The organism is bacterium, assembly GCA_028821235.1.
Lineage (GTDB): Bacteria > Actinomycetota > Acidimicrobiia > Spongiisociales > Spongiisociaceae > Spongiisocius.
On the sequence record JAPPGV010000011.1, the window covers coordinates 72,899 to 88,081 of the forward strand.

Consider the following 15,183-nt stretch of genomic DNA (forward strand, 5'->3'; position numbering starts at 1 on the left):
CTCACCACCCCCTCCGCCACGGCGGCCCGACCACCCGGACGGAGGTCACGAAGGACCTACCGAAGCGCTCCGCGATACGTACCACGAGCCGCTCGGCGTCGTGCCGGAGCATGCGAACCAGCCGTGGGTCCGAGGCTTCGACCAACAGCTCCCCATTAGATACCACCACCGGAACCGAATTGGAACCCCACTGCGGGCCCGCCACCTCCTCCCAGCGCTCGTCGAGCTCCCGGACCCGGTCCAGGTCGGCCATCCCGAGGCCGGCCAGGATCGACTGGAGCATGTCTCCGAATGACACCATGTCGCCGTCGTGCCTCGCCTTCCGCCTCTGACGGCTGCGCTCGAGCTCCTGGATCTCCCAGAGAATCCGCAAGGCTCGGGACTCGGTTCCGTCGAAGGCGGCCAGCGCTTCCTCCACCTGATCCGCCGACCAACGCTCGGTCACGCCAGGATCCCCTCCTCCAGGCGCCAGCGGCGGCCGGCCGGTAGCGGAACCTCCTCGTCCCGAGCTGTCGAGATGAAGGTCTGGGCGGCTGGTAAGGACCGTGCGAGCGCCGCCGAGCGTTCCTCGTCGAGCTCCGAGAAGATGTCGTCCAGCAGGAGCAACGGGGGCTGACCCACCGCCTGATCCACCGCCCGGTGGGATGCCAGGCGAAGGGCAAGGGTGAGGGTGCGCTGCTCGCCCTGGCTGGCCTGGACCCGTGAGTCCCGGTCGTCGAGGAGTAGCCTCACATCGTCCCGATGGAGCCCCACCGTCGAGACCCGCCGCTCGAGATCGGCGGGCCGGGCCTCCCTGAGGGCCTCCCTGAGGGCCTCCTCCCAGCCGGGCTGATCGCCCGCGGTCGCGGCGCCCCACCCCGACCGGTAGTCGATCCGCACCTTCGTGGCATCGCCGGCCAGCTTCCGGTAGGCAGAACCGGACCGCTCCTCGATGGCATTCATCACGGCCTGCCGGCGAGCCATGACCCGCGCGCCCGCCCGGCCCAGCCGCTCATCCCAGACGTCCAGAGTGATCGGATCCGTCCGCCGACCCATCTGCTTGAGCAACACGTTCCGCTGCCGGAGGGCCCGCTCGTACTCCAGCTGGTCGCGGTAGGCGCCGGGCCACAGCTGGACCGCTACCGAGTCGAGCAGGCCTCGCCGGTGCGACGGACCCCGCTTGATCAGGTCGAGATCATCGGGGAGGAAGGTGATCGTGCGCACCTCCCCCACCAGATCCGCCAGGCGCGCCAGCCGGGTTCCGTTGACCTGGGCCCGGCGACGCCCGGCCCTCGCCAGTTCCACCTCGATCCGGGTGGTCCGGTCCGGCGTCACCACCTCCCCGCGGAGGACCGACCGTTCCGCGTCCCTCCTGATCAGGGCGGCGTCCGGAATCCCCCGGAAGGATCTGAGGGACGCCAGGTAGCCCACTGCCTCGAGCAGGTTGGTCTTGCCCGACGCGTTCCGGCCCACCACCACGTTGATGCTCGGATCCGGAGCCCATCGCATCTGCCGGTAACTGCGGAAGTCGGAGACCTCCAGCCAGGCAAGTCTCACCCGCGGTCCCTAGTCGAGCCGGCGCGCGCTCAGACGCGCACGGGCATCAACAGGTAGCGGAAGCTGTCGCTCCCGTCCGCCCTGATGATGCTGGGACGGTTGCTGTCCTTCACTTCCATCCGGATCCGCGGGCCCGGCACTGCGTTGATCCCGTCCTGGAGATACCGCACGTTGAAGGCGATCTTCAGCTCGTCCAGCTCACCACTCACGGCGCCATCCAGCGGCTCCACCTCCTCGCCAAGGTCGCTACGGCTCACCGACATCTCCACCCCGTCGCCGCTGATCTGCAACCGCACCGGGACATGCTCGTCAGCGACCACTGCCGCTCGTCCCACTGCCTCCAGCAGCCGATCCTTGTCGAACTCCACCGCAGCCGGGTAGTCGTCGGGAAGCAGTTGCCGGTAGTTCGGGAAAGTGCCTTCGATCCGGCGGACGCTCAGCGAGCCCCGGTCCGAGCCGACCACGACCTCCCGCTCGCGAATCGCGACTCGGACCTGGTCCGCGGCCACGGTGCGCGCCAGCTCCTTGAGGCCCCGCGCCGGTATCAGCGCGGCATCCCCCACCTGGAGTCCGGGGAGGTTCCGGATCGCCAGGCGATAACTGTCGGTTGCCACCAGGCGCAAGCCCTCCTCGTAGTTCTCTATCAGAACACCGGTCAGGATCGGCCGCGAGGCATCGTTAGAGGCGGCTACGAGGACCTGCGAGAGCGCCTCCACCAGCAGGTTCCCGTCGAGTTCGATCGCTCCGGCCAGATCAGGCTCGGGAAGCTTCGGGTAGTCCTCGAGCGACAGCAGCCTGATCGTGAACGTAGGCCCGTTGCCGGACAGCTCGATGGCCCCCTCCTGCGACCGGATGGTCACCGCTCCCTCGGGCATTCTCCGTATGGCGTCGGTCATCAGGCGACCCGGGACGAGAAAGGCGCCCTCCTCCATGACCTCCACCTTCGCGGAGGTCCGGATCGTGACCTCCGTGTCGCTCCCGGTGATTTCCAGTTGTCCGCCTTCGGCTTGGCAACGAACTCCTTGAAGGGTGGGAAGAGCCGTCTTGACTCCCGCGCCCCGGTTCGCGCGACCGAATGCCTCGGCTAGATCATCCCGATCAGCTCGGATATGCACTGCTAATCCTTCCCGCTCTCGACTACTAGTTTCTTAGAATTCTCTACCAGTCGTGGTAGTAGGCCCTGTGGAATGTGGATAGGTATCCGTACAGGCCTGCTTGCCACGGTTGGGGAAGTTACTCGTCGGGCCGACCGCGGTGGCTCATTTCCCAGGTCAGAGGGTCGGCCCCGTGAGTCTGGCGTCGTTGATGGGTGGCTGCTCATGGTCGGGCCGGGCCGGTCAGGCGGTCGGTGGATTATTGCCGACGTTATACCCAGGCCCGGCCGGCGCGGGCGAGCGGCTGGGGAAGACCCTCATCTTTTCCACAGGGTTCCGGACAGGTGGGAGACCTGCCGTGCCAGTTCCGGATCCTTGGGGAGCAGCTTCTTGATCTTGTTGATGCCATGCATGACCGTGGTGTGGTCGCGCCCGCCGAGGACCTTGCCGATCTTGGGAAGCGATAGGTCGGTGAGATCGCGGCAGAGGTACATGGCCACCTGGCGATGGGTGGCGAGGGGCTGCACGCGGCTGAGGCCCTGGAGGTCGGCGAGGGAGTGGCCATAGGTCGTGGCCGTGACTTCAAGGATCTCCGTGCCGGTCGGTGGCGTGGTGGCCGGGTCGGGTATCAGACCGCGCAGCTCGGAGCGGGCGAGGTCGACGGAGATCTGCTGCTCGGTGAGGGCGGCGCAGGCGGTAACCCGGGTGAGCGCTCCTTCTAGTTCCCGGATGTTGTCCGTGACGTGGCGGGCGATGAACTCGAGCACCTCGTCGGGCACTGTGCCCGAGGCGTACTCCGTTGCGTTGCGGCGCAGGATCGCCAGGCGGGTCTCGAGGTCGGGTGGACCGATGTCGGCGAGCAGGCCCCACTGGAAGCGGGACCGGAGCCGGTCCTCGATGCCGAGATCCTTGGGAGGGCGGTCGCAGGAGAGGACCATCTGGTGATCGAGCTCGTGGAGCGTGTTGAAGGTATGGAACACCTCCTCGAGTACCTGCTCCTTGCCCTCGAAGAACTGGATGTCGTCGAGCAGGAGCACGTCGATGGTCCGGTAGCGATGCTTGAAGGAGTCCATCCGCTTGTTGCGGATGCCGTCCACGAACTCGTTGAAGAAGTTCTCGGAGGTCATGTAACGGACGTTGGCGGAAGGCCGATCGGTCCGGATGTAGTGGCCGATGGCGTGGAGGAGGTGGGTCTTGCCGAGGCCCGCCCCGCCGTAGATGAACAGCGGGTTGTAGTTCTGACCAGGGCCTTCGGAGACGCGTTTGGCCGCGGCCAGGGCCAGTTGGTTGGACTGGCCGGCTACGAATGTGTCGAAGACGTACTTGCTGAGGAACTTGGGGGCCGGAACCGGCGCTCGGTCGGTGGGGGTTACGGGTGTTTCCTCGGGTGCCGGCTCGCCTGCCAGAGCGGACGCCGGGGACGGTTCCTCCGTGAGGTCCGGCCGATCGGTGACGAGGTACTCGATCACGGTCTGCGGTCCGAAGGTGGATGCCGCCACCTCATCGATAGTGGTCTGGTAATTCGTCCGGAGCCAGCGGATGTGGAAATCGGATGGCGCCACCAGGTAGAGGGTCTCATCGACGACTTCGTGGCGAACGGAGGAGAACCACTTCTTCCAACCCTCCGGTCCGACCCTCGTTCGCAAGGCGGAAGAGAAGTCGGGATCATGCTGCGCGAGTTCGGGCTTAGACAAGTATTCCTCCTCCCGGCGGGCTCTGCGGGTGGGGTTACCCACAGCACTGTCCACAGTTGTGGATAACAAAGCGCAGGCTGGCCACGCCACTCCACCCCGCGCCCGGCAATACTCCACTTGGTCTGGTGGCCAGGCTCCAGTCGCTGCACACGTATGATCCTGGGGATACGGATCGAATAAGCCCGGCAGGGGGTAATCCTACGTCGGCGTCGGCGGCGCTGCCACGAGTGGAAATCCATCCACGGCAGGCATGGCGACAGCAGGACGGGTGCCATAACACCACGTCAGGATGGAAGTAGGAGCGTGGACGGGCGCGAGGAGACCGCCGCAGGGAGATTTTGGCGTTCTGTGCAATTTATTTCGCGGTCTTCTTGGCGAGCAGGATGCGGCGAGCGCGACGGCTGTCGCATCTGTTCAGGCACGTAACCAGGCCATCTTTGCAATACGGGCGGGATGTCCGTAATCTTGTCAGACCTCAAGGAAGTGTCGGCAGGCCCCGGCCAGGGCCGGGCCACGCCGTTTCCCCCGCACCGGGCACCGTACCCGGGTTGTCCGATAAGGGACCCCTAATGAAGCGCACGTACCAACCGAACAATCGCCGCAGAAAGCGCAAGCACGGGTTCCGGCATCGCATCCGAACGCGCCAGGGTCGCGCCATTCTGAATAGACGGCGCCAGAAGGGCCGCCAACGGCTTTCCGCCTGAGCAGGCAGGCGACCCGCCGAGCACGAGTGGGCAGCCGGGGAGCCGCTCGGCCCACGCATTCCTTGGGTATGGCCCGTAAGGGTGGCACTCCGACCGCGAAGGTCTGTAGGCAGAGGAGAAGAAGCACGATGACGACCGCGCCGAATACGGCTGTCCCCGCATCCGTCGGATCGTCCTTTCCGGACTCCACAGGGCGCCCGCATCGCCTCCGACGCCTGAGCGGCGCCTCCGAGTTCAACGAGGTGCTGAGGAATGGCCGGCGGCGCAGGCGGGGTGGCGTCACCGTGGTTGCCCACCGCCGTCACGGTGGTCTGCCGAGAATCGGTTTGGTGGTGGGCCGCCGGGTGGGTGGCGCGGTGGTGCGTAACCGGGCAAGGCGGCGCCTTCGGGCGGCGTTGCGCGAGGTGACGCTCGCTGAGGCGACCGACTACGTGGTGATAGCCACGCCGGTCGTGGCCACGGCGCCCTTCCAGGAGCTGTGCGGATGGGTTCGCGACGCGATCTCGTCCACCCTCCCCCGAGCGAGCGCAAGGTGAGGCTTTCGAGGCCGACGGGTTCGGCGCTGAGGCTGCCGGCTATGGCGGGTCAGGGCCTCATCCGCGTGTGGCAACACACGATCGGGCCGATGATCCCGAGTTCGTGCCGGTTCCTCCCCTCCTGCTCCCGTTACACCTACGAGGCGCTGGGCGAGCACGGGCTCTGGCGGGGCGCGTGGCTGGGGCTGAAGCGCCTGGGCCGCTGCCACCCCTGGTCGGAGGCAGGGTACGACCCGGTTCCTGACAGAAGGGCGGTCAGCCCGTGAGCGAGATCTGGAACGGCCTGCAGGCCATTCTCGGCAATATCCTTTCCTTCTTCTTCGACCTTGTTCCCAACTATGGATTCGCCATCATATGCCTTACCATCGTTGTCAACCTGTTGGTGTTTCCGCTCACCCTCAAGCAGGTCCGGTCGACCCGGGCGATGCAGGAGATCCAACCGGAGATGGAGCGGATCCGCCGCGAGTTCAAGGGCGACCAGGAGACCATGAACCAGAAGGTCATGGAGCTCTACAGGGAGCGAGGTGTAAGCCCGTTCGGATGCGTTCTTCCCCTGCTGGTGCAGATGCCGGTCTGGTTCGCGCTGTTCCAGGTGCTGCGGAACCCGGCCAACAGCCTGCCGGCGGACTCGAGCCTGCTGGTGGCGGCATCTGAGGGCACGCTGCGTTTCCTGACCATGGATCTCGACCTGGCCCCGTCCGAGGTGGTGGGCACGGAAGGGCTGTTCGCCGTGGCGACGATCCCCTACCTGCTGCTGGTCGGGTTCGTGATACTTACAGGCTACATGCAACAGAAGCTGTTAAGCCCGCCGAAACAGTCTGGTGCCAGCAATCCGCAGGCCGAAGCTGTTCAGCGTATGACGAAGATACTACCGTTGATGTTCGGAGTCATTTCGTATATCTGGCCGTCAGGGCTTAACCTCTATTTCACCACCAGCAACGTCTTCCGGACCGGTCAGCAGCTGCTGATCTTCAAGATCGACGGACGTCCCGGCCCTCCTCCGGACGGGGGGAAGCCGGCTACCAATGAGCCCGATAACGGTGAGCCGGATGACGGTAAGAAGCCGCCCCGCCCGCAGGGCTCGGCTAAGAAACAACGTAGACGGAGGAGAAGGTAAACCGATGGTGGAGTGGGTCGAGGTCAAAGGCGCATCCGTTGAACTGGCCGTCCAGGCTGCTCTCGAGGAGCTGGGCATCGAAGACGCCGACCGGGCGGAGGTCAAGGTGCTGCAGGAACCGAAGCCGGGATTCCTCGGTATCGGGCGGCAGGATGCCATCGTACGGGTCAAGCCGAAGAGCAGAGGGCGAAGGGGACGGGCCGGTCGTGGCCGACCGAAGAAGAAGGCGCCGCGTAAGCCGAGTTCTGGCAGGGGCGCCCCGCAGAAGGATCGCAGCAAGGCCAGAGGAGGAGCCGCCAAGGCGAAGAGCCGGCAGGCCGGCGGCAAGGCAGGCGGCGACTCACGGTCGGGTCGCGGTAGGAAAAAGCACGCGCGTCAAGGCCGAAGGGCAGAAGGAGAGGTCGGAGCGGTGACGGGTGATAGTAAGGACGGCGACACCTTGGGCACCGAGCAGGCCGAGGTGGTCCGGGAGTTCCTGGACGGCCTACTGAAAGAGTTCGGGCTGGAAGGGACGGTCGAGTCCGGGTTCGACGGAAAGGTCGTACGCGCCGACATAACGGGCGAGCAGACCCAGGCGCTCATAGGCCCGAAGGCTTCGATCATGCACGCCGTCCACGAACTGACCAGGACGATCGTGCAGCGCAAGACGGCCCGTGGTTGCCGGCTCCGGCTCGACATAGCCGGCTACGGGAAGAAACGTCGACAGGCTCTCGGGATCTATGCGGGCCAGCTGGCCGAGCAGGTAATTGACGAGGGGGGAGAGGTCATGCTCGAGCCCATGAACGCTGTCGACCGTAAGGTTGTGCACGATGCGGTGGCAGGTATTGATGGCGTCCGCTCCTACTCGGAGGGCACGGAACCCCGGCGTTCCGTGGTTATTTCGCTCGACTGAGACCCGGAGGACCGGACAACTCTCAACCTCGCTACCTTCATGTTTCACGTGAAACCATCCGGCTAGAGCGAGCGGCCTCCTAGGATGAGGGGGTGCTCAATGGGTCAGAGACTCCACTCGAACCTGCCCGGCGGGGCCTCGTCGTGGCGATCGCCAACCAGAAGGGCGGTGTCGGGAAGACGACTACGGCCATCAACCTCGGCGCTTCGTTGGCTTTGGAAGGACACCGCGTCCTTCTTGTGGACCTGGATCCTCAGGGCAACGCCAGCACGGGTCTCGGTGCCCGGATATCCGATGGCGGCAGGTCGATTTACAGCGTCCTCATAGGTCATAGCGCGCTGGACGATGTGGTAGTCCCGACCTCAGTAGACAACTTGGCCCTGGCACCGGCGAGCATCGACTTGGCGGGCGCCGAGCTGGAATTGGTTTCCATGCTGAGCCGGGAGCAGCGTCTGGCAGCGGCGATCGCCCCCGTGGCGGGGCACTACGACACGATCCTGGTCGACTGCGCGCCGAGCCTGGGCCTGTTGACCATCAACGCGTTGGCAGCGGCCCACGAACTGCTCATTCCCGTCCAGTGCGAGTTCTACGCGCTGGAGGGCCTCGGCCAGCTCATGGACAGCATCGATCTGGTACGTGACAGCCTCAATACAGACTTATACATAGGTAACGTCCTGTTGACTATGTTTGATGCTCGTACCAAACTCTCCACCGATGTTGCTGCCCAGATCCGTGACTACTTCGGCGAGCGGGTCTTCCGTACCGTGATCCCCCGATCGATCCGATTGTCGGAAGCACCGTCCTATGGCGAGCCGATCGAGCTGTACGACCGGATGAGCCCCGGGGCGGTTGCCTATCGCTATGTCGCCATGGAGTTCCTTCAGAGACACCGACAACAGGAGCAAGCACGATGACCACCCGCCGATCAGGCCTCGGTAAAGGCCTGGAAGCTCTCATTCCGCCGCCCAGGCGCACCGATCTGCGCAGGATCGCGATCAGCCGCATCCGTGCCAACCCGAACCAGCCGCGGCAGGGGTTCGACGCGGACGCGCTGGACACGCTGGCCGACTCGATCCGTCAGCTGGGCGTTCTCCAGCCTGTGGTGGTCCGGCCCGAGGGTCCCGGTTTCGTGCTGATCGCCGGCGAGCGACGCTGGCGCGCCGCTCAGGAGGCAGGACTCACCGAGTTACCCGCCCTGATCCGGGAGACGGACGCGGTGGGTACGGTCACGGAGGCCCTGGTCGAGAACCTGCTACGTGAGGACCTCAACCCGTTGGAGGAGGCGGCCGCCTTCCACCAGCTCGAGGACGAATTCGGCATGACCCATGCGGAGATCGGGGAGAGGGTGGGCCGGAGCCGGGCCGCTGTCACCAACGCCCTCCGCCTGCTCAATCTCGCCCCGGCGATCCAGGTCCTGGTCGCTTCCCGTGACCTGTCGGCGGGACACGCTCGGGCCTTGCTGGGACTCGATGATCAGGCCCTGGCCCGACACCTGGCCGACCGAGCGGTATCCGAGGGATGGTCGGTCCGCCAACTCGAGGAAGCGGTGCGGCTCGGCAAGGGAATGGTCCGGGACGCTAGGCGCCGCCGTCCGGCCGAGCCGCGTCCGGCGGTGATCATCGAGTTGGAGAACCGCTTGGCCGAACAGCTCGGCACATCGGTGGACATCCGTTACAAGAAGCGGAAGGGCGGGGCGGTCGACGGCCAGGTGGTTCTCAGATTCAGCGGCCTGGATCAACTGGAGCAGATCTACCGGCGGTTCTTCCCGCCTTCCTAGTCGCCTAGTTGCTAGAGATATCGACTAGGCGCTTCCGACCGGCAACCGACTAGTTCACCCACTCCCGAAGCTCGGAGAGGATGGCGGCCTTGGGTCGGGCGCCCACGATCCGCTTCTTCTCCGCGCCGTTCTGGAACACCACCATGGTGGGGATGCTCATCACCTGATACTGGAACGGGGTCTGCTGGTTCTCATCGATGTTGAGCTTGGCGATGGTGATCTGGTCGCCGTGGTCGGCGGCGATCTCCGCCAGCAAGGGTGCCACCAGGCGGCACGGACCGCACCACTCCGCCCAGAAGTCGACCAGCACCGGCTTGTCGCCGGCGACGGCCTGCGCGAACTCTGCGTCGGTGAGTGTTACGACATCAGCCATGTCCTGGATCCTCCTTCGGATATATGGTGTCTTAATTTACTGTAGGTTACCGCACTACAGACATTACTAGCATTAGCACAGATACTGTCCCGATGCTGTGGGCTTCATTCCCGGGCCTCGAGCCACCGCTCGGCGTCGATCGCCGCCGCACAGCCGGTTCCGGCGGCCGTCACCGCTTGGCGGTAGACCTTGTCCACCACGTCACCGGAGGCGAACACACCCTCCACGTTCGTCATGGTGCTGCGACCCGGCAGCCGGATGTAGCCCTGGTCGTCCAGGTCGATCTGTCCCCGGAACAGCTCGGTGTTGGGAACGTGGCCGATCGCGATGAACACCCCCTCGATGCGGTGCTCACGGGTCTCCCCGCTGATGACTTCCCGCAGCGTCACGCCGGTCACCGTCGACTCGCCCAGGACCTCCTCCACGGTGGTGTTCCACAGGACGTCGATCTTCTCGTTGGCCAGTGCCCGGCCGGCCATGATCCGGGACGCCCGGAACCGGTCCCGCCGATGCACGATGGTCACGCTCGAGGCGAACTTGGTCAGGAACAGGGCCTCCTCCATTGCCGAGTCACCGCCGCCCACCACCACCAGGTCCTTGTCCCGGAAGAAGAACCCGTCACAGGTGGCACAGGCGGACACGCCGCGGCCGATCAGCGCCTCCTCGCCGGGCACCCCGAGAAACCGGGCGGTGGCGCCCGTGGCGATGACCACCGCCCGGGCCGAGTGACGGTCCGATCCCACCCGGACCTCGAACGGCTGCCGGGTGAAGTCGACCGATGTGACGTCGGACGTGATCAGGGTGGCGCCGAAGCGAGCGGCCTGCTTGCGGAAGCGTTCCATGAGCTCGGGACCCATGATCCCGTCGGGGAATCCCGGGTAGTTCTCCACGTCGGTGGTGATCATCAGCTGCCCACCCGCCGCGCTCCCTTCGAAGACCAGCGGGGATAGGTCCGCCCGCGCCGCGTACAGGGCAGCGGTGAGGCCGGCGGGGCCCGATCCGATGATGACCAGGTTCTGGGTCATTCACTCTCTCCAGGTGGCGGTTCCTCGGGTACTTGCCTTCCCTTCCGCCATGACAACCATCCGGCGACCAGAAATAATCCCCCGAAGGCGGCATAGGCGCCGGTGGCGCCGGTGGCGATCGCCAGTAGGCGGAAGAGGGCAACGCCGAGCAGAGCGAGCGCTGCCACGACGAGCACCGCGGCGGCCATGCCGAAGGCGGTCAGGGTGATCCCGCGGTCGAGCCGGTCCACGGTCAGCGAACGGACTCTGGCGGCGATCCCTTCCAGCAGGTCGGCAAAGCGAGCGGCGTAGCTCTCCTTCACACGGGGCAGGTTAGCCCCACGAGTAGCCAGGGCTAGACGGGCAATTCCAAGCCAAGGCCGGTGGGCCAGATACCGACACTGACACCGACAAATATCAGTTAGAGACTAGAAACGAACAACTATCGACCAGAAACCGCCCGGAGGGCCACGGCGCGGCAGTCCGGGTAGACGAAGAGAGCGAGCACTCCGGCCCCCGGCCGGTCCTCCGGGCCAGGTACGACCAGGTAGGCCTCGCCCGTCACGCCGTCCACGAGCCCGGGGGCCATCCAGAGGATCACCCCGCCGGCCCCCGCCAGATCCGCCGCTCCCTGCCAGCAGACCAGATCCTCCTCTCCGGCCCGGTCGGCAAGTTCCGCGACGGGCACGGGCGCCGCTTCGCTGACCGCGATCAGCTCCTCCACCATGTCCAGCATGGCGCGGGCCTCCTCGGGCCGGTCGGTCGCAACCTCGAACGCCACGTAGCCGGGCCCGAGGGGTGCGGCCTCCGACGCCTCGGCGGCGGCTTCGGCGGCGGCTTCGACGGCCACCAGAGCGGCTTCGTCCGCTTCGGCGGCGGCCTCGGCATCCATCTCCGCTGCCGGAGCCTCGGCCATGGCCTCCTCCATCATCGGCTCGGCTTCGGCGGCCACTTCCGGTTCGGCGGCCTCGTCGGCTTCGGCCGCGTCCGTCTCCGCCTCGATGACCCGCTCCACGGCGGCCTCCTCGACCATGGCGACCGGGTCGGGCGCGTCCGCCGGCGCCTCCGCAGCCGGCAGAGGGGCCGCGGCGGCCGTGGTGGCTGGGGCATCCTCGCCGGTAGCGGACGGGGCGGCCTCCGTCAGGGAAGCCTCCTGGAAGGAATCGGTGCTACTGACCAGGTTGATGGCGACCGCGACTACGGCCACCACCGTGGCGGCCGCCGCAGCGGACGGGATGACGCGAGCCAGCCAGGACCGCCGCCCCTGCCGGCCCCTGGACGGCTCCGGGCTGGCCTCCTCGACACGGAGTTCAGCCCGCACGGCTGCCCGTAGCCGCCGGCGCTCATCGTCGGAGAGCTCCGGGCCCGGGAGTTCTCCCAGCACGGTCTTGACGGCGGCCTGGACGGCCAGTTCCCGGCGGTCAGCCTCGTCGAGGGTGGCGTCGAGCCGGGCAGCCTCGTCCTCGGGAAGCCTGCCTTCCACCAGATCGAGCAGCTGGTCGATGGGGATGCGCTCGTCACTCATTGCTCGTCCTCTTTGGGATACCCGGAGGCGGCCATAAGGTTCCCGAGATGTTCGGCCAGCAGCTTCCGGCCCCGGAAAACGCGGGACTTCACGGTACCTAGCGGGATCTCGAGGATCTCGGCCACGCTCTGCAGGGGTAGGCCCTCCAGATCGCTGAGCAGCACCGCCGGTCCGAACTCTTCGGGCAGGGTAGCCAGGGCGTCCTCGAGCATCGGCCGGAGCTCGGCGGAGCGGAAGCGGTCGGTTGCCGACAGGTCGGGAGGGTCATGGGCGTCGGGCAACGGCGCGGTGGGTCGCCGGCCCTTCTTGCGGAGCATGGTGTAGCAGGTGTTCACCGCCACCCGGTACAGCCAGGTCGAGAAGGCCGATCGTCCCTCGAAGGAGCCGGCCTTGCGGAGCACCGTGATGAAGGTCTCCTGAGTTGCATCCAGAGCCTCCTCCCGATCCCGCAGGATACGGAGGCTGATGGCGAACACCCGGGCCTCGTGAGCGGCCATGAGCTGATCGAACGCCCGGCCGTCTCCGGCCAGATACCGCCGGATCAGGACGGAGTCGTCGGCGGTGGCGGAGTCGTGGCGCGTGCTCAACTGTGAAAACTCACTTCGGCCAGCCGGGTGCGGTAGCCGTCTCCCTCGGGAGGCAGGTCGGTCAGCCAGAGCAGCCAGACCCCGCTGCGAAGTTCGGGCAGCGGTAGCCGGACGGTGGCGGCGCCGGCCTGTTGCTCGGCGATGACCTCCCAGCCCGGGTCGTCTACGCCGAGGAGGGACTCGGCCCACATGAGACGGAAGGCGGTGCCCTCGGACAGTCCCGTCAGTTCGAGGAGTGCCGGCGAACCGCTCACCTCGAAGGCCACGCCCACCCCCTCCTTCAGCAGAGGTAAGGGGTCGAAATAGCGTTCGGTGCGCCACTCGGTGTTGGGATCCCCGTCGGTGAGCAAGGTCAGCCGGCCGGGATGCTCCTCGCCGTCCCCCAGCGGATCGAAGTCGAGCACCTGCAGCAGGACCACCGGCTCGTTCGCGGGCACCACCTGCTCGGGCGCCTCCTCCCCGGGGGACGAGGCCGGCGCGGGCGGGCTCTCCTCATCCGGCGGGGCAGCCAGGGTGGGCATTGGGAGCGCGGCCACCTGCAAGGGGGGCGTCGGGCTGGTGTCCACCGCGCTACCGGCCCATACCAGCACCGCGGCGGCGAGCGCGAGCAGGGCAGCCGGAAGCAGGCGGCGCCAGGACCACCGGAAGGAGGCCGACACGGGAGGGGAGTAGGGGACCGCCCGCAGCCGGTCGGCCAGTTGCCGGGCATCGATCTCGTCGGCGCGGGCGGAGCGGAGGATGTCGTCAACGCTCGGTGACAGCGAGTGGATGATCTCCGAGGGAGCCATGGCACCCGGAGGCTGGCCGGTGAGGGCCGTCTCCAGTGTGCCGGCCAGCGCCCGGACGTCGTCCTCGGGGGAGGTGCCTCGTGGTACCCGGCCGAAGCCGCCCAGCTTGGCCGGCTGCCCCCGTGAATACAGGACCGCACCGGCGTCGATGGCTCCGTGGGTCACGCCTGCGCCGTGGAGCAAGGAGAGGCCTTCGGCGAGACCGCAGGCGTTGGTGAGCAGCTCGGCGAGGGGCGGCCCGTCGCCGGCGCCCGCCCGGTCGGCCAGCGTGGTGCCGCCCACCCACTCGGTGACCGCATAGGTGGACCCGGGCACCTTGTCGGCTGCGAAGACCGCGGCCACATGCGTATGGCTGGCGCGGGAGGCACGCTGGACGGCGGCCAGGAACGACCGGCCTCTCGCCCTGGTCGCCTCGGGACCGATCACCCGGATCAGCACCGGACGATCCAGCTCGAGATCGGTGGCGAACCACTCCTCTACGTCCTCGTCGCGCCCGAGGCGCACCTCCAGCCGGTAGCGGTTCGGTATCGGCGGAGACACGGCTAGCGATCAGGGCCGGAATCCGGACGGAGGACGGCAGCATGTCGGTGCGGCGGGGCGAAGCGCCCGTTGCTGTTCTCCGGGAAAGGTGAGCCGTTCATCCCCTGCCGCCCCTCGCGCTGCGGGCCATCACCCCGAATCTACCAACCGGGCCGCTCGCGAAAGGACGCGGACGGCGCCGCGCCAGGACCCGGAAGAACTTTTCGCGTTCTCGCAAAGAAGGGTTGAAAACGTCACAGCCACGCCATATGTTGCCTATCGCCAAGCACCTATACCGGCCGATGGCACTGGTCCGATCGGAACGGCCGGCCCGAGGGAATATCAAGGCTTATGGAGCGAACAGCCGACACCCGGCATCCAGCCGGGCATGGTCGACCACGCTCCAACAGGATGGGTGGTGGCGGGGGAGGGGCCCGGCGCGGGGCACCGGATTTTCGCGACCTGCGGCGCCTGGACGTTCTTGAGGCAGAGGGCGTCATATATGGTGCCCTGTTCCTCAGGTTCAGGGCGTCACCTGTGGTGTTCTGTTCCTCAGGTTTGTGGTGTTGGGGGTTCTTGAGGCGGAGGGCGTCATATATGGTGCCCTGTTCCTGAGGTTTGTGGCGGGCGGCGACCTCGCGGGGTCTTGGGGCCGACGGCGCCCGGTACCGGGGTAGCCTGGCTGCCTATGAGAGTGCTGGCTGTTTCCCACCCGGTTTTCGAGGAGCACGATGCCGGGCGGGGCCATCCCGAGCGGCCGGCCCGCCTGGGCGCGGCCGTGCGGGGGGTGCGGGCCGCTCCGGTGGAGTTGGTCGAGGAGTTGGCCCCGGAGATCGACCGGAGGTTGCTGGAGCTGGTGCATGCCCCCGGCTATGTCGACTACATCGAACAGGTCTGTGCCTCGGGAGGCGCTCAGCTGGATCCGGACACGGCGGCGGTTCCGGCCTCGTGGGAAGCCGCCGTCCGGGCTGCCGGAGCGGGCCCCTTGGCGGTCCGGCGACTGGAAGAGGAGGAGGCCGACCTGGCCTTTCTGGCGG

The 15,183-nt window shown here is 67.0% G+C and carries 18 protein-coding genes; 8 read left to right on the plus strand and 10 right to left on the minus strand.

All coding sequences use genetic code 11. The annotated features are described in order from the left end of the window. Position 1: 1 nt before the first annotated feature. The 4 genes from OXK16_00675 to dnaA form a co-directional block, all read right to left on the minus strand. On the minus strand, positions 2-445 hold the full coding sequence (locus tag OXK16_00675) for a DUF721 domain-containing protein (GenBank protein MDE0374467.1): 444 nt from the start codon (positions 443-445) through the stop codon (positions 2-4). Then, positions 442-1,536 carry a DNA replication/repair protein RecF gene (locus OXK16_00680; protein ID MDE0374468.1) on the minus strand — a complete coding sequence of 365 codons (1,095 nt, stop codon included), beginning with the start codon at positions 1,534-1,536 and terminating at the stop codon, positions 442-444. Before OXK16_00680 ends, OXK16_00675 begins: the two co-directional genes overlap by 4 nt. A gap of 29 nt (positions 1,537-1,565) precedes the next feature. Then, positions 1,566-2,651: a DNA polymerase III subunit beta gene (dnaN, locus tag OXK16_00685; protein MDE0374469.1), complete on the minus strand. Its 1,086-nt coding sequence runs from the start codon at positions 2,649-2,651 to the stop codon at positions 1,566-1,568. Positions 2,652-2,947: 296 nt separating this feature from the next. Beyond that, positions 2,948-4,324: a chromosomal replication initiator protein DnaA gene (gene dnaA, locus OXK16_00690; protein MDE0374470.1), complete on the minus strand. Its 1,377-nt coding sequence runs from the start codon at positions 4,322-4,324 to the stop codon at positions 2,948-2,950. A 569-nt stretch (positions 4,325-4,893) separates the two neighbouring features. Between dnaA and rpmH the strand changes: the two genes are divergently transcribed. The 7 genes from rpmH (at position 4,894) to OXK16_00725 (ending at position 9,350) form a co-directional block, all read left to right on the plus strand. Then, a complete protein-coding gene (rpmH, locus tag OXK16_00695; protein MDE0374471.1) occupies positions 4,894-5,028 on the plus strand; it encodes a 50S ribosomal protein L34 in 135 nt (44 codons plus the stop codon). A 128-nt stretch (positions 5,029-5,156) separates the two neighbouring features. Then, positions 5,157-5,564 carry a ribonuclease P protein component gene (gene rnpA, locus OXK16_00700; GenBank protein MDE0374472.1) on the plus strand — a complete coding sequence of 136 codons (408 nt, stop codon included), beginning with the start codon at positions 5,157-5,159 and terminating at the stop codon, positions 5,562-5,564. Between the two features lie 41 nt (positions 5,565-5,605). Continuing rightward, positions 5,606-5,830: a membrane protein insertion efficiency factor YidD gene (gene yidD / locus OXK16_00705; GenBank protein ID MDE0374473.1), complete on the plus strand. Its 225-nt coding sequence runs from the start codon at positions 5,606-5,608 to the stop codon at positions 5,828-5,830. Next, on the plus strand, positions 5,827-6,681 hold the full coding sequence (locus OXK16_00710; protein ID MDE0374474.1) for a YidC/Oxa1 family membrane protein insertase: 855 nt from the start codon (positions 5,827-5,829) through the stop codon (positions 6,679-6,681). The genes yidD and OXK16_00710 overlap by 4 nt, the downstream gene beginning before the upstream one ends. 4 nt (positions 6,682-6,685) lie before the next feature. Further along, entirely contained in the window at positions 6,686-7,573 is an 888-nt protein-coding gene (locus OXK16_00715; GenBank protein ID MDE0374475.1) for a Jag N-terminal domain-containing protein, read from the plus strand. A 92-nt stretch (positions 7,574-7,665) separates the two neighbouring features. Next, complete coding sequence (locus OXK16_00720; protein ID MDE0374476.1) at positions 7,666-8,487, plus strand: ParA family protein; 822 nt, start codon at positions 7,666-7,668, stop codon at positions 8,485-8,487. Then, positions 8,484-9,350 carry a ParB/RepB/Spo0J family partition protein gene (locus tag OXK16_00725; GenBank protein ID MDE0374477.1) on the plus strand — a complete coding sequence of 289 codons (867 nt, stop codon included), beginning with the start codon at positions 8,484-8,486 and terminating at the stop codon, positions 9,348-9,350. Before OXK16_00720 ends, OXK16_00725 begins: the two co-directional genes overlap by 4 nt. A 49-nt stretch (positions 9,351-9,399) precedes the next feature. On the opposite strand, the gene trxA is transcribed toward OXK16_00725, so the two are convergent. The 6 genes from trxA to OXK16_00755 all read right to left on the minus strand — a co-directional run bounded on the left by trxA (position 9,400) and on the right by OXK16_00755 (position 14,167). After that, on the minus strand, positions 9,400-9,744 hold the full coding sequence (trxA, locus tag OXK16_00730; protein MDE0374478.1) for a thioredoxin: 345 nt from the start codon (positions 9,742-9,744) through the stop codon (positions 9,400-9,402). An 83-nt stretch (positions 9,745-9,827) separates the two neighbouring features. Then, positions 9,828-10,748, minus strand: coding sequence for a thioredoxin-disulfide reductase (gene trxB / locus OXK16_00735; GenBank protein ID MDE0374479.1), 921 nt, complete (start codon positions 10,746-10,748; stop codon positions 9,828-9,830). After that, positions 10,745-11,050 carry a hypothetical protein gene (locus tag OXK16_00740; GenBank protein ID MDE0374480.1) on the minus strand — a complete coding sequence of 102 codons (306 nt, stop codon included), beginning with the start codon at positions 11,048-11,050 and terminating at the stop codon, positions 10,745-10,747. Before OXK16_00740 ends, trxB begins: the two co-directional genes overlap by 4 nt. A 119-nt stretch (positions 11,051-11,169) precedes the next feature. Further along, positions 11,170-12,252, minus strand: a complete 1,083-nt coding sequence (locus OXK16_00745) for a hypothetical protein (GenBank protein MDE0374481.1) — start codon at positions 12,250-12,252, stop codon at positions 11,170-11,172. Beyond that, entirely contained in the window at positions 12,249-12,839 is a 591-nt protein-coding gene (locus OXK16_00750; GenBank protein ID MDE0374482.1) for a sigma-70 family RNA polymerase sigma factor, read from the minus strand. The genes OXK16_00745 and OXK16_00750 overlap by 4 nt, the downstream gene beginning before the upstream one ends. Further along, positions 12,836-14,167 (minus strand): protein kinase, encoded by a 1,332-nt coding sequence (locus OXK16_00755; GenBank protein ID MDE0374483.1) that lies wholly within the window; start codon positions 14,165-14,167, stop codon positions 12,836-12,838. The genes OXK16_00750 and OXK16_00755 overlap by 4 nt, the downstream gene beginning before the upstream one ends. 667 nt (positions 14,168-14,834) lie before the next feature. Here OXK16_00755 and OXK16_00760 point away from each other — a divergent pair. Then, positions 14,835-15,183 (plus strand): histone deacetylase family protein (locus tag OXK16_00760; GenBank protein MDE0374484.1); only part of this gene is annotated, 349 nt, incomplete at its 3' end.

Coding starts and splice junctions, on each gene's coding strand:
- OXK16_00725 (MDE0374477.1), top strand. CDS start 8,484: ATGACCACCCGCCGATCAGGCCTCGGTAAAGGCCTGGAAGCTCTCATT.
- rnpA (MDE0374472.1), top strand. CDS start 5,157: ATGACGACCGCGCCGAATACGGCTGTCCCCGCATCCGTCGGATCGTCC.
- rpmH (MDE0374471.1), top strand. CDS start 4,894: ATGAAGCGCACGTACCAACCGAACAATCGCCGCAGAAAGCGCAAGCAC.
- yidD (MDE0374473.1), top strand. CDS start 5,606: ATGGCGGGTCAGGGCCTCATCCGCGTGTGGCAACACACGATCGGGCCG.
- OXK16_00745 (MDE0374481.1), bottom strand. CDS start 12,252: ATGAGTGACGAGCGCATCCCCATCGACCAGCTGCTCGATCTGGTGGAA.
- trxB (MDE0374479.1), bottom strand. CDS start 10,748: ATGACCCAGAACCTGGTCATCATCGGATCGGGCCCCGCCGGCCTCACC.
- OXK16_00715 (MDE0374475.1), top strand. CDS start 6,686: ATGGTGGAGTGGGTCGAGGTCAAAGGCGCATCCGTTGAACTGGCCGTC.